Below are 12,506 nucleotides of genomic sequence, written 5' to 3' on the forward strand. Positions count from 1 at the left end.
TAACAACGCTCAAAAGAACATATTGATATTCATAAATGGAATTAATGAGCGACGAAACGCTAGACCAAGACCTGCGGCTAACCTGCCTTACTCCGCGTAGATGCTCTGCAAAAGCGCGTCATGGGCACTGGCTTCATGCATGACCATCTCCGGCAGCAGCAATTTTGCCGAAGTGGCGATCTCGCCGATCAGCGCACGAGTCACGTCGGACAACGGGCTGGCGAACGCCGAAATCAAGCCAAAGAAAAACGGGATGTTGCAGGCAATCGGCCTGACCACCACGCCTTCCAACGGCACGCCCATCGCGGTAAAGGGATCGACCAGCGCAACACCCAATCCGACTCTGGCCATCTGCATCGCGACCAGCGAGGTGTTGGTATCAAGCATGCGTGCCGGTGGCCCGCCGGCATCGTGGAAGGCTTTGTCGACACGTCGACGAAACCGGTACGGATTGGCCATGGTGATCAAGGTCTGTTGCGCCAGCAGTTCCATGGACAGCACGTCGTGCGACGCCAATTCGGAACTGGCCGACAACACCGCGACGCAGGGCGCCTCGCCGATCCAGTGAATCTCCAACCCGCGATGTTCCAGCGGCAGGCTCACGGCGCCCAGGTCCATGGTCTTCGACAGCACCGCTTGCACCACATTTTCCGGTGACATGCTCTGCAACTGGATCTGCTGCGGACGCAGGCTATCCGGCAAGCGTGCCAGCGCCGCAGGCAGCAGCCCAAGCGCCAATGCCGAGATCGCGACCAATTTGATCTGATGATTTTCTTCCAGCGCAATGTGCTGCGCGCGCTGGCGAATGTTGCGAATGCCCAGCAGTGCGCTTTCGACTTCGGCGTACATCATGAACGCCTTGTGGGTAGGCGTGACCTTCGGCCCGCTGCGTTCGAACAAGGCAAAGCCGAGCTCTTGCTCCAGCTCCTGAATGACCCGGGTAACCGAAGGTTGGGAACGGCCGAGCATCTTTCCCGCTGCGGTGACACTGCCCGCCGACATCACAGCAGCGAAGGCTTCAAGCTGACGCAGATCCATAAGCACGCCTTGATCAATACAGAGACTGACAGGAGCACAGCACATCAGGCTCCCAAGTTCGAAGCGCGAAAGTCTACACACAGTTCACGCATATATCGCGTCAGCCGCCCCCCGTGTCCGGCCTCACGACGGCAACGCCCTGCCCCCTGCGCCATTTACCTCGATCTATAGATATTCCCCAACGATATTTAAAAAATGATTTTTATAGCTATAGAGTCGACGAAAGTGCCATCTGCTGAATCGGTTAGCCCAGCCCCTTTATCACCACCCTGACGAGTACATCAATGAAAGGCATCAAACTTCGTTCGTTGTCAGCCACCCTCGGTTCGGCCGCTTTGCTGAGCGCAGTGTTTGCCTCATCTGCCATGGCCGGCCTGTTGGAAAAAGGTCGCAGCAGCGGGCTCACCGCAGGCATCGCCAACGAGCAGCCCTATGCTTATATCGGCACGGATGGAAACGTCACCGGTGCCAACGTCGAGGTATTGCAGGCCATTTTGAAACCACTGGGCATCACCAAAATCGACACGCCGATCACCGATTTTGGCTCGCTGGTTCCAGGCCTCGCCGCCGGGCGTTTCGATCTGATCGGCGCGGGCCTGTTCATCAATCCCGCTCGCTGCAAAGTCATTGGCTACTCCAATCCCGTCACCCATTCCGGCGGCGCGTTTATTGTCAAAGCGGGCAACCCGTTGAAGCTGCACAGCCTCAAGGATGTCGCCGTAAACGCAAAAGTACGCCTGGCCACTCAAACCGGCACCAATCAGGTTCAGGAAGCCAAGGACACTGGCATTGCCGCCAGCAACGTCATCCTGTTCGACAAAGACACCGAGGCACTGGCCGCGCTCCAGGCCGATCGCGTCGATGTGGTGTACTTCCCCGATGCCGAGATCATCAGCCTGGTGAAAAAAGCCAACAGCCCGGCGATCGAACGCGCCCTGCCCTTCAATCAGATTCCCGATGCCCAAGGCAAGCCGACCTGGAATTACCACGCCTATGGCCTGCCGAAAAACGATCCTGAGTTCACCCAGGCGTTCAACGATCAACTGGCGAAGCTGCGTGCGTCCGGCGAACTGTTGACGATTCTGCAGAAGTACGGCTACACCGAAAATGAACTGCCGGAAGCCGATGTGACTGCGGCACAACGCTGCGCACTCTGACACTCACCGCACTGAGAGAACTTCGCTTTGCACAAGCACATCATCGGCGAAATCAGCACGTTGAGCTGGGGAACGCTGACCTTTGACCCGCCCTTGCTGGCGGATCTGCAACTGCCGTATTTCGACATCCAGGCGCCGTTGCCCGGGCCCAAACTGGCGATCATCGCCGGTATGAGGCCATGTTGATCGAACCCGCAACGCTGGATACCGCCACGTTCATTGCCCGGCAGTTGGCCAAAGGTGCGTTGACGACACTGGAAATCACCGTCCTTGCGGAGCTGGTGGTGTTGCTGATGTCCTTCGTCATCGCGCTGATGCGTCTTTCATCGTCGCGAGCCCTGCGCTGGATCGCCACGATCTATGTCGAAGTGCTGCGCGGCATCTCCGCACTGGTGCTGTTGTTCTACCTGTTTTTCATTTTGCCGTTGTTCGGCATCAGCCTGTCGCCCATGACCACGGGGGTCATCGGCCTGGGCCTGACATTCTCGGCCTATGGATCGGAAATCGTCCGCTCGGCGCTGATCAACGTCAGCCACGGACAACGCGATGCGCTTCGGGCGCTGGACTTTGGCCCTGTGACGGCATTTCGTCGCATCCTGTTGCCCCAGGCCCTGCCCTTCATGTTGCCGCCGTTGGGCAATCAATTGGTGGAACTGATGAAAACCACCTCGCTGGTGTCATTGATTACCCTGAGCGACCTGACATTTTCCGGCGGGCAACTGGTAACCACCCTGGGCCAACAGACGCTGATCTGGAGCATCGTGCTGGTGTGCTATTTCGTCATGGCCTGGCCAATGAGTTGGCTGGTTCGGCGTTATGAGCAACATGTCACTGCGTGGCGACAGGACCGCACATCATGAATTTCGACTACGACTTTGCCTGGTCAATTCTGCCGGATCTGTTGCGAGGCCTGCTGGTCACCCTCCAAGTAGTGGTGCTCGGCTTCCTGCTCGCGGTGTTGCTCGGTCTGGTGTTGGCCATGGCCCAGCGATCGCGGGTCGCCATCGTCCATGCCGTGAGCACGGGCTACCTGAGTTTTTTCCGCAACACGCCGTTGATGGTCCAGTTGTATGTGCTGTTCTTTGCCTTTCCGCTGGTGGGGATCACCCTGCCGGCGATCTCTACCGGGGTCATCGGACTGGGCCTGTATTACGGTGCCTACATCGCCGAGGCCTATCGCGGAGCCATCGACGGTGTGCCGGCCGGACAATGGGAAGCCGCCAAGGCACTGGATTTCGATACCGCGACGACGTGGCAAAGGATCGTCCTGCCCCAAGCGCTGAAGCCCATGCTGCCGGTCCTCGGCAACTACCTGATCGGCATGTTCAAGGAAACCCCGCTGCTCGCCGTCATCACCATTCCGGAACTGTTTCAGGCGGCCAAGCAAATCGCTGGCATGACCTATCGCTACAACGAACCCTATACCGTCATGGCCCTGATGTTTCTCGCGATCAGCGTGCCGACTTCCCTATTTTTCAGATACCTCGAAAGGCGCAGCCATGACTGATCTCGCACACGCCCAAAGCCTCGCGCCGGCGCAGATTTCGCTCAAGCAGGTGGTAAAGAATTTTGGCAGCACACGGGTCATCGACCACCTCGACCTGAGCATCCCGCAAGGCCAGAAAGTCGCCTTGATCGGCCCCAGCGGTTCAGGGAAATCCACGGTTTTGCGTTTGATCAAAGGGCTCGAAACGTATCAGCATGGCAGCATTGAAGTCGCTGGCGCGGCGGTGCCAGTCAAACGCTCGGGCTGGCGCTGGCCAGGCGCCGGAAAGACGCCCGTGGTGCATCGCGTGGGCATGGTTTTCCAGCAGTTCAACCTGTTCCCGCATCTGACGGTTCAGGAAAACATCACCGAGGCGCCCTTCCGGGTGTTGAAACTCAGCCGCGAAGAAGCCAACGCCCGCGCAGAGCAATACTTGGGTCTGGTTGGTTTAAGCCACAAGGCCGACGCGTTCCCGAGCCAACTGTCAGGCGGCCAACAGCAACGCGTGGCGATCGCCCGAGCCCTGGCGATGCGCCCGCAAGTCATGCTGTTCGACGAAGTCACCTCTGCGTTGGACCCGGAACTGGTCGGCGAAGTGTTGGCGGTCATCCGCGCCATCGCTCATGAGCAGCAGATGACCATGCTGTTGGTGACCCATGAAATGAAGTTCGCTCAGGACATCGCTGATCGGGTGTTGTTTATGGAAGCCGGGAAAATTGTCGCCGATGGCTCGCCAAGGCAAATATTGGTCAATCCTGACAACGAACGGACCCGACGCTTTCTGAACCTGGTCGAACAGCGTTAATGCTTGATCACGGTTGCTGAATCTCTTCTCTAACTCATGACAAGGACGAATGACATGTCGAGACTGAAAAACAAATACGCGTTGATCACGGGCGGCACCTCCGGCATCGGCCTGGAAACCGCTCGCCAGTTTTTGGCGCAAGGTGCAACGGTCGCGATCACCGGGCGCAGCGAAAGCGCACTGGCGGCGGCCCGGCAAGAACTGGGCGACGCCGTCCTGGCGATTCAAAGTGATGCCGGCGATACAGCCGGCCAACGGACGCTGGCACGCAAACTCGCCGGGCTGTGGCCTCGGCTGGATGTGCTGTTCGTCAACGCCGGTGACGTTACTCACCGGTCGATCGAGGATTGGGATGAGTCGGCATGGGATCAGCTCATGCAAACCAATCTCAAAGGACCGTTCTTCCTGATCCAGGCGCTCTTGCCTTTACTGGCAAACCCCTCGTCAGTGATTCTTTGCGGCTCTGTCAGCGCCAGGATCGGTCTTGCGCAGAGCAGTGCGTATGCCGCGAGCAAGGCCGGACTGCTTTCATTGGCGCGGACACTGTCGGGCGAGTTGATTGAGCGCGGCATCCGCGTCAATGGGCTAAGCCCGGGGCCGACTGAAACAGCGGCCCTGAGCAAACTGGGCCTGCCCGCCGCAGAGCAGGAAGCGTTGCGCGAGAGAATCCGTCAACTGGTCCCCATCGGGCGCCTGGGAACCCCGTGGGAATTGGCCAAGGCGGCGGTCTACCTGGCTTCTGACGAATCGACGTTCGTCGTGGGGACCGAATTGCTCGTGGATGGCGGCGTCGGCAATTTGTGAAAATCAAACACCTGCCCGCGCCGGTATAACCTTCAGGAGGAGGACGCGGTAATGCGCCTGCCAAAGGCAAGTAACGCAGGTATGGAAGGTGCTTTGCCGAAGGGTCGCAATCGAAACTCTGCTCACTGACCCCAAACTTTGCCGCCATGGCTGAACGCAGGATCGCTTCGGCCTGGCTCTCCGCCCTCGCCTACCCGGCCTGGTTCATCTACACAGGGCTAGATAATCAGGCGACCTTCAATATCTCGACACGCACCCGCCCATCAGCCATGTGATGAAGATAGTCGCGCCATTTTATGAAGGCTTGCTGCTGTCTGCTGGAGGCTTCCTGCCACTGAGTGCCGCCGATAAAATTGACCGGGATGGACATCATCAGGGCGGTCGCATCGTCAAGCTCATCAATGAGCTCGCGCCCATTGGGTACTTCGAGAATTAGTGATCGCATAGGAACCTGTTTTTTTAGGGCTACTACATCGACTTGCCAACTGCCTGATCGTGCGAGAGTTCCGATGAACGGCCTCATCTAATTCCCCTTTCTGCCGATGCGCGCGACAAGCGCCCGATGGGAAAACCCAAAACCACCCAGCTTTCGTGGTTTCACTCCCTGCTGGCTTTGGGTATCGCTATCCGGTTGCTGGTCTTGACCTCGCGCAAGGCCAGGCTGGACTGGATCGAGGCAATACCCACCTGACGCCGTAGTACCTGCTCGATAAAGTCACTGTAGCTATCAAGGTCCTCTGCCAGCACTTGCAGCACGTAATCGGCATCCCCGGTGATCTTGTGACAGGACAACACTTCGGGCAGTTGCGCAATCACCGCCTCGAAAGCGTCCGGCGCGTGGTCGGCATGGGTGGAGAAACGGATGTGCACGAACGCCAGGATATCGAGCCCCAGCATGCGTCGATCAAGGTTGGCCTGATAACCCTTGATCACGCCCGCCTCTTCCATTCTCTTACGCCGCCGCCAGCACGGCGTCAGGCTTAATGACAGACGTTCACTGAGATCGGCGTTGGAGATACTCGCATCCTCCTGCAGCAGCGCAAGTATCGCCAGGTCGGTGTCGTCGAGACTGATGCGTTTGGATGTTTTTTTCTTCATTTCGCCATTCCTGAGTAAATCCTCCCGCAATATCCACCAAAGCCTGAATATAAAGCAAAGATTTCGCCTCCGTACCAGAACAAAATATTTGCACTGGTTCACATCAACGGATGCGCACAATGTTTACAGTTTTCAGTGATTCCCACCGTTTGCACCACGGTACCGAATTAAAAGATGGCGTGCTCAAGCCATCTTTCGAACAGCCGAGTCGCGCCGATACCGTGCATCATCGGGTCAAGCAGGTAGGGCTTGGTCAGATCATCGAACCGCGAGCGTTTGACCGCTCCTGTTATGTCAACGCGCACAGCGAGCGCTACGTTGCCTTTCTGGAATCCGCCTGGTCTGAATGGTGTGCCACCGGGCGCACCCACGATGCCTTGCCGCTGGTATGGCCAGTGCGCGATCTGGCCAACGAGCAAGTGCCGACGTTCATCGACGGCAAGCTGGGTTTCTACGCCATGGACGCCGGCTCGCCGATTACCGCCACCACCTGGCAAGCGGTGAAAACCAGCGCCGATATCGCGCTGACCGGGCTGGCGCTGATCGATGAAGGCCACGACAGTGCCTTTGCCCTGTGCCGACCACCCGGCCATCACGCGGCACGCGAATACATGGGCGGTTATTGCTATCTCAACAACGCCGCGATTGCCGCACAGCGGGCGATTACTCAAGGCGCCAAACGTGTCGCCGTGCTGGACGTCGACTTTCATCATGGCAACGGCACGCAGAACATTTTCTACGGGCGCAGCGACGTCATGTTTGTCTCGCTGCACGGCGAACCCAGTGTCTCTTATCCGTACTACTCAGGCTTCAGCCATGAAGTCGGCGCCGGCCCAGGTGAAGGGTACAACCTCAACTATCCATTGCCGAAAAACACCACCTGGGAAAGCTACCGCAACGCCTTGCTCCACGCCTGCAAGAAACTCCAGCAATTTGCCCCGGAAGTGCTGGTTATTTCACTCGGCGTCGACACGTTCAAGGACGACCCCATCAGCCATTTCCTGCTGGAAAGCGAAGATTTCGTCGGCATCGGCGAGCTGATCGCGGGCGTCGGCTGCCCCACCCTGTTTGTGATGGAAGGCGGCTACATGGTCGATGAAATCGGCATCAATGCAGTCAACGTGCTGCATGGCTACGAGAGCAAACGCGCCTGAATCGCAGCGCTTCAACCACTGAATCGGAGAATAAAAACATGACTCTTTTCGTAGACGTCGATCATGTCGCACGCCTGTTCGCCAAGGTCGGAATCCGCCGCGCTATCCGCGAAATGGCGGCGTACATCAAAGCCGACTATTCGCGCTGGGCACAGTTTGATAAGTCGCCCCGCACCGCCAATCATTCGGCCGACGGTGTGATCGAGTTGATGCCGACCGACGATGGCCAGCAGTACTCGTTCAAATACGTGAATGGCCACCCGGACAACGGGCAAAGGAACTTGCTTACGGTCATGGCCTTCGGGGTTCTGGCCGACGTTCACAGTGGCTATCCGACCTTGCTCAGTGAACTGACGCTGACCACCGCCGTGCGCACTGCCGCGACCTCTGCCCTGGTTGCGAAGTCCCTGGCACGTCCCGATGCAAGCATCATGGCAATCATCGGCAACGGCGCGCAGAGCGAATTCCAGGCCCTCGCCTTCCATGAAATGCTGTCGATCAAGGAACTGCGCATTTTCGATATCGACCGCGAGGCGTCACTCAAGTTGAAGCATAACCTGAGCGCATTCCCGGACATCAAGGTGATTCTGGCCAGCTCGGTACAGGACGCGGTCAAGGGTGCACACATCGTCACCACCGTCACCGCGGACAAAGCCTACGCGACGATTCTGACCCCCGAGATGATCGAGCCCGGCATGCACATCAACGCGGTCGGCGGTGACTGCCCGGGTAAAACCGAACTGCATGCTGACATTCTGCGCAGTGCGCGGGTGATCGTTGAGTTTGAAGCGCAAACCCGGATTGAAGGCGATATCCAGCAACTGGAGCCTGACTTTCCCGTCGTCGAGTTTTTTCGGATTGTCCAGGGCGAAGTCCCAGGCCGCGAGAGCGACGCACAGGTCACCGTATTCGATTCGGTGGGCTTTGCCCTGGAAGACTTTTCGTCTCTGCGCTACGTGCACGACCTGGCGCGAGAGCATTCCATCGGCGAGCGCATCCATCTGGTGCCAACGCCAGCCAACATAAAAAACCTCTACCAACTGCTGGATCCGCAGCCCGCAACCGCCGCTTCGCGCTTGCGCACAGTCAGCTGATAGCCATCGATGATGCCCCCTGAGCAAAGCGCCAGGGGGTCACCCTGCCACGCCAAACCACCACCGTGAGTAACCGTTGCACCCCTAACAAGAACGCCAGACACCCACTTTTCTGCCAAAACTCAAAAACATAAAATCAAGAGGTTTTGTAATGAAATCGACTCCAGCCGAACGGGTTGAACAGCCCGCGCTGCAGCGCACGCTCAGCAATCGCCACATTCAATTAATGGCCATGGGAGGCGCCATCGGTACCGGCCTGTTCATGGGTTCCGGAAAGATCATTGCCCTCTCTGGCACCTCGATCATCCTGATTTATATGATCATCGGGTTGTTCGTCTACTTCGTCATGCGCGCCATGGGCGAACTGTTGCTCTCCAACCTGAACTTCAAAACCTTCGCCGATTTTGCCGGCGCCTACCTCGGCCCGCGAGCGGCGTTCTTCCTCGGCTGGTCGTATTGGCTGAGCTGGAGTGTCGCGGTGGTGGGCGATGCCGTCGTGGTCGGCGGATTCTTCCAGTACTGGTTCCCGGATGTGCCCGCGTGGATCCCGGCCATCGGGATGTTGATGACGCTGTTCGCCTTGAACGTGCTGACCGTCAGGCTCTTCGGTGAAGTGGAGTTCTGGTTTGCGATCATCAAAATCATTGCCGTCGTCACCCTGATCGGCGTCAGCATCGTGATGATTGCCAGCTCATTCGTGTCCCCCAGTGGCGTGACGGCATCGCTGAATCATCTGCTGGATAAACAGGCAGCCTTTCCCAACGGTCTGTTTGGTTTCTTCGCCGGGTTCCAGATGGCGATCTTCTCCTTTGCCGGCACCGAGCTGATCGGTACGGCAGCTGCCGAAACCCGCGCCCCCGAGAAGACGCTGCCCAAAGCCATCAACTCGATTCCGCTGAGAATCATCCTGTTCTATGTGTTGGCACTGACTTGCATTATTGCGGTGACCTCGTGGCAACAGGTGTCGCCGAACAAGAGTCCTTTCGTTGAACTGTTTCTGGTTGCAGGGTTTCCCGCCGCCGCCGGCATCGTCAATTTTGTGGTGCTGACGTCGGCTGCTTCATCGGCCAACAGCGGCGTGTTTTCATCCAGCCGCATGCTGTTCGGCCTGGCCAGTCAAGACAATGCGCCCGGGATTTTCCGGCGCCTGTCGGGCAACAGCGTGCCGCTGCTGAGCCTGGCATTTACCACGCTGTTGATGCTGATTGGTGTGCTGCTGTTGTTCATCGTGCCAGAGGTGATGACCGCGTTTACCATCGTCTCGACCGTGTCGGCAATCCTGGTGATTTTCACTTGGTCGACCATCCTTGCGTCGTACATCGCCTATCGCAAACGCCGGCCCGACCTGCATGCGCAATCCTTCTACAAGATGCCTGGCGGCGTGCCGATGGCCTGGTTCTCCCTGGCGTTCCTGGGCTTTGTCCTGTGTCTTCTGGCACTCAGACCTGACACGCGCATTGCCTTGATGGTCATGCCGGGCTGGTTCATCTGGCTGGCCATTGCTTATCAGCTGACCCATTCCAGAAAGCTGAGATCCGCTGTGGTTTCGGCGAATCTTTAACCCGAAAAACAAAATCCCCATGTGTTTCCTTCGTTCTTACTGACGTCGCAGTTCTCACTGCCCGTTCCTGTACGTCTGGAGTTTTCCCATGCCCTCGCCCAAATCCTTGCCCGCTGCGCTGCTGGGCCTGGCGCTTGTTTGTCCGGCCTTCGCCGAAGCCGAAGGCCTGGAGCTTGGGCAAGTGCTGATTGGCGCGGAGGATTTGAGCGGTGAAGACGCGTCCGTCGAGAACGCCAAAGCGCGGCTTGCGGAGGTTCCCGGCGGCACCAACGTGGTTGACCTGCGCCGCCCATTACAGGGCCGCGTGGCCAGCAATCAGGATGTGCTGGCTTATCAACCGGGGGTGTATGCCCAGTCCGCGGGGAATGAAGGGGTGAAGATTTCGGTTCGGGGTTCGGGCATCAACCGTGCGCCGGGCGCGCATGCGTCGGGGTTGTACGCGATGCTCGACGGCTTGCCGCTGACCGGCCCCGGCGGCACGCCATATGAATTGCTGGAGCCGTTGTGGCTCGACCATGTTGAGGTGCTGCGCGGCGCCAACGGTTTCGACCGGGGCGCCCTGGCCTTGGGCGGGGCCATCGATTACGTCAGCCACACCGGCTACAACGCACCGAAGTTGCAGGTGCGTTACGCGATGGGCAGCCACGGTTATCAGCAGCGCCAGATCAGCTCCGGGCAGGTGCTGGGCAACTTCGACTACTACGTCGCCATGACCGATGCGCGCGCCGATGGCTATCAGGATCACACCGCCAGCGAGAGCCAGGGCGTGATCGCCAACTTCGGTTATCGCTTCAATCCGAACCTGGAAACGCGTTTCTACCTGCGCTATCGCCAGACCGACAACGACCTCGCCGGCCGCGTGACCAAGCACTCCATCGAGCATGATCCACGCGCAGCCAACCCCGCTTACGTGACGCGAGACGACAGCCGCAAGCAACCCGGCAGCACCTTTTTCGGCAACAAGACCACGTACTACATCGATGACGATTCGAGCATCCAGACCGGCCTTGTCTACCACGACTATCCGATGGATTTGCGCGAGGGACCGAACCGCCTGAAGGTCGCCTATTCGGACGTCAGCGGCACCTTCGACTACAAACGTCGCGACACGCTCTGGGGCCTGGAAAGCCGTAGCACTGTAGGTTTGCGCGTGACCAAGCACCTGCCGAATGACGGCGCCAGTGAACTGGTGCGCATCCCCACCGGCAACACCGCCGGCTACGCGCCGGGCACACACATTCGCAACTTCACTTATCAAGGTTCGGACACGGTCCTGCATGTGGGCAATGACCTGGAAATCGCCGATGACTTGTGGCTGACCACCGGCCTCGCCGCGATTTACACCCGTCGCGAAAGCGCCGTGACTTACCCGCAAGACGGAGGCAAGACCAGCCAGAACGACTGGGACTATGCGCCGCGCCTGGGTCTGCGCTACCAACTGACACCTGATCTGCAACTGTTCGGCAACCTCAGTCGCTCGGTCGAGGCGCCGCATCCCTGGTCGTTGATCTACAGCTCCAACATTCGATTCCCGGCCGGCAGCGGTGCCGCCACCGGCGCCCAGCGCGACCCGATCAAGCTGCAGAACCAGACCGCTACCACTCTGGAACTCGGCGGTCGTGGCGACAGCACGATGGGGCAATGGAGCCTGGCCTGGTATTACGCCCAAGTGCACCACGAATTGCTCTCGGTATTACCGGACGCCAACGCCACCACGCCCTACGAACTCAACGCCAGCCCCACCGTGCACCAGGGTGTGGAAGCCAGCTTGCAGAGCAACCTGTGGACGCGGGACGACGGCGGCCAATTGAGCCTGCGCCAGAGCTATACCTTCAGTGACTTCCACTATCGCGACGATGACCGCTTCGGCGACAACCGCTTGCCGGGCCTGCCGATGCACTATTACCAGGGTGAGTTGCGCTACGACTGGCCTCAGGGATTCTTCACTGCACTCAACACGCAGTGGGTGTCCAAGGCCGCGGTGGATTACGCCAACAGTTACTACGCCGATCCTTACGCGACCTTCGGTGCAACCCTCGGCTACAACGCCCCCAAGGGCGACTGGCAGACCTGGCTGGACCTGCGCAACCTGACCAACAAGCACTACGCCGCCACCGTCACGCCAGGCTACGACGACAAAGGCCAGGACGCCGCACGCTCGACGCCGGGGGAGGGTTTGGGCGTCTACGTCGGGATGTCGTGGAGCTTGCTCTGAGACCTTCGCGCGGGGCTGTCACTTAATCCCCGCGACCTGGCCTGCGCCTGCCGAAAAGGAAGAGCCGGCTGTCGAGCTAGATTCGGAGGATGAG

The 12,506-nt window shown here is 58.9% G+C and carries 13 protein-coding genes; 10 read left to right on the forward strand and 3 right to left on the reverse strand.

Going from position 1 to position 12,506, the window contains the following annotated elements; all coding sequences use genetic code 11:
- Positions 1-87: 87 nt before the first annotated feature.
- Positions 88-1,038, reverse strand: a complete 951-nt coding sequence (locus tag NK667_RS12690; RefSeq protein WP_054046567.1) for a LysR family transcriptional regulator — start codon at positions 1,036-1,038, stop codon at positions 88-90.
- A 284-nt stretch (positions 1,039-1,322) separates the two neighbouring features.
- On the opposite strand from NK667_RS12690, the gene ehuB reads away from it, so the two are divergent.
- The 6 genes from ehuB to NK667_RS12720 are packed head-to-tail and all read left to right on the forward strand — an operon-like array spanning position 1,323 to position 5,290.
- The gene (gene ehuB / locus NK667_RS12695) at positions 1,323-2,195 is read left to right on the forward strand and encodes an ectoine/hydroxyectoine ABC transporter substrate-binding protein EhuB (RefSeq protein ID WP_054614956.1); all 873 of its coding nucleotides are present in this window, start codon (positions 1,323-1,325) and stop codon (positions 2,193-2,195) included.
- Between the two features lie 27 nt (positions 2,196-2,222).
- The gene (locus tag NK667_RS12700; RefSeq protein ID WP_177331422.1) at positions 2,223-2,381 is read left to right on the forward strand and encodes a hypothetical protein; all 159 of its coding nucleotides are present in this window, start codon (positions 2,223-2,225) and stop codon (positions 2,379-2,381) included.
- Complete coding sequence (gene ehuC, locus NK667_RS12705) at positions 2,375-3,055, forward strand: ectoine/hydroxyectoine ABC transporter permease subunit EhuC (RefSeq protein ID WP_054614957.1); 681 nt, start codon at positions 2,375-2,377, stop codon at positions 3,053-3,055. The genes NK667_RS12700 and ehuC overlap by 7 nt, the downstream gene beginning before the upstream one ends.
- Positions 3,052-3,702, forward strand: a complete 651-nt coding sequence (ehuD, locus tag NK667_RS12710; RefSeq protein WP_054614958.1) for an ectoine/hydroxyectoine ABC transporter permease subunit EhuD — start codon at positions 3,052-3,054, stop codon at positions 3,700-3,702. The genes ehuC and ehuD overlap by 4 nt, the downstream gene beginning before the upstream one ends.
- A complete protein-coding gene (locus NK667_RS12715) occupies positions 3,695-4,486 on the forward strand; it encodes an amino acid ABC transporter ATP-binding protein (protein WP_054614959.1) in 792 nt (263 codons plus the stop codon). The genes ehuD and NK667_RS12715 overlap by 8 nt, the downstream gene beginning before the upstream one ends.
- A gap of 54 nt (positions 4,487-4,540) precedes the next feature.
- Complete coding sequence (locus NK667_RS12720; RefSeq protein WP_054046577.1) at positions 4,541-5,290, forward strand: SDR family oxidoreductase; 750 nt, start codon at positions 4,541-4,543, stop codon at positions 5,288-5,290.
- 226 nt (positions 5,291-5,516) lie between these two features.
- Here the strand turns inward: NK667_RS12720 and NK667_RS12725 are convergent, their stop codons facing one another.
- Together NK667_RS12725 and NK667_RS12730 are read right to left on the reverse strand one after the other, a co-directional pair.
- The gene (locus NK667_RS12725) at positions 5,517-5,813 is read right to left on the reverse strand and encodes a hypothetical protein (RefSeq protein ID WP_054614960.1); all 297 of its coding nucleotides are present in this window, start codon (positions 5,811-5,813) and stop codon (positions 5,517-5,519) included.
- A gap of 74 nt (positions 5,814-5,887) precedes the next feature.
- The gene (locus NK667_RS12730; protein ID WP_054614961.1) at positions 5,888-6,388 is read right to left on the reverse strand and encodes an Lrp/AsnC family transcriptional regulator; all 501 of its coding nucleotides are present in this window, start codon (positions 6,386-6,388) and stop codon (positions 5,888-5,890) included.
- 119 nt (positions 6,389-6,507) lie between these two features.
- Between NK667_RS12730 and NK667_RS12735 the strand changes: the two genes are divergently transcribed.
- The 4 genes from NK667_RS12735 (at position 6,508) to NK667_RS12750 (ending at position 12,412) form a co-directional block, all read left to right on the forward strand.
- Positions 6,508-7,542 (forward strand): histone deacetylase family protein, encoded by a 1,035-nt coding sequence (locus NK667_RS12735; protein WP_054614962.1) that lies wholly within the window; start codon positions 6,508-6,510, stop codon positions 7,540-7,542.
- Positions 7,543-7,580: 38 nt separating this feature from the next.
- The gene (locus NK667_RS12740) at positions 7,581-8,636 is read left to right on the forward strand and encodes an ornithine cyclodeaminase (protein WP_054614963.1); all 1,056 of its coding nucleotides are present in this window, start codon (positions 7,581-7,583) and stop codon (positions 8,634-8,636) included.
- A gap of 151 nt (positions 8,637-8,787) precedes the next feature.
- Positions 8,788-10,197 (forward strand): amino acid permease, encoded by a 1,410-nt coding sequence (locus NK667_RS12745; protein ID WP_054614964.1) that lies wholly within the window; start codon positions 8,788-8,790, stop codon positions 10,195-10,197.
- Positions 10,198-10,285: 88 nt separating this feature from the next.
- The gene (locus NK667_RS12750; protein ID WP_054614965.1) at positions 10,286-12,412 is read left to right on the forward strand and encodes a TonB-dependent receptor family protein; all 2,127 of its coding nucleotides are present in this window, start codon (positions 10,286-10,288) and stop codon (positions 12,410-12,412) included.
- The last annotated feature ends 94 nt before the right edge of the window (positions 12,413-12,506 follow it).

Source organism: Pseudomonas nunensis (genome assembly GCF_024296925.1).
In the GTDB taxonomy this organism is placed as follows: domain Bacteria; phylum Pseudomonadota; class Gammaproteobacteria; order Pseudomonadales; family Pseudomonadaceae; genus Aquipseudomonas; species Aquipseudomonas nunensis.

What these genes read in the sequence shown, in the direction of transcription:
- NK667_RS12690 (WP_054046567.1), bottom strand. Translation starts at nt 1,038, where the DNA reads ATGGATCTGCGTCAGCTTGAAGCCTTCGCTGCTGTGATGTCGGCGGGC.
- ehuB (WP_054614956.1), top strand. Translation starts at nt 1,323, where the DNA reads ATGAAAGGCATCAAACTTCGTTCGTTGTCAGCCACCCTCGGTTCGGCC.
- ehuC (WP_054614957.1), top strand. Translation starts at nt 2,375, where the DNA reads ATGTTGATCGAACCCGCAACGCTGGATACCGCCACGTTCATTGCCCGG.
- ehuD (WP_054614958.1), top strand. Translation starts at nt 3,052, where the DNA reads ATGAATTTCGACTACGACTTTGCCTGGTCAATTCTGCCGGATCTGTTG.
- NK667_RS12715 (WP_054614959.1), top strand. Translation starts at nt 3,695, where the DNA reads ATGACTGATCTCGCACACGCCCAAAGCCTCGCGCCGGCGCAGATTTCG.
- NK667_RS12720 (WP_054046577.1), top strand. Translation starts at nt 4,541, where the DNA reads ATGTCGAGACTGAAAAACAAATACGCGTTGATCACGGGCGGCACCTCC.
- NK667_RS12725 (WP_054614960.1), bottom strand. Translation starts at nt 5,813, where the DNA reads ATGAGGCCGTTCATCGGAACTCTCGCACGATCAGGCAGTTGGCAAGTC.
- NK667_RS12730 (WP_054614961.1), bottom strand. Translation starts at nt 6,388, where the DNA reads ATGAAGAAAAAAACATCCAAACGCATCAGTCTCGACGACACCGACCTG.
- NK667_RS12735 (WP_054614962.1), top strand. Translation starts at nt 6,508, where the DNA reads ATGTTTACAGTTTTCAGTGATTCCCACCGTTTGCACCACGGTACCGAA.
- NK667_RS12740 (WP_054614963.1), top strand. Translation starts at nt 7,581, where the DNA reads ATGACTCTTTTCGTAGACGTCGATCATGTCGCACGCCTGTTCGCCAAG.
- NK667_RS12745 (WP_054614964.1), top strand. Translation starts at nt 8,788, where the DNA reads ATGAAATCGACTCCAGCCGAACGGGTTGAACAGCCCGCGCTGCAGCGC.
- NK667_RS12750 (WP_054614965.1), top strand. Translation starts at nt 10,286, where the DNA reads ATGCCCTCGCCCAAATCCTTGCCCGCTGCGCTGCTGGGCCTGGCGCTT.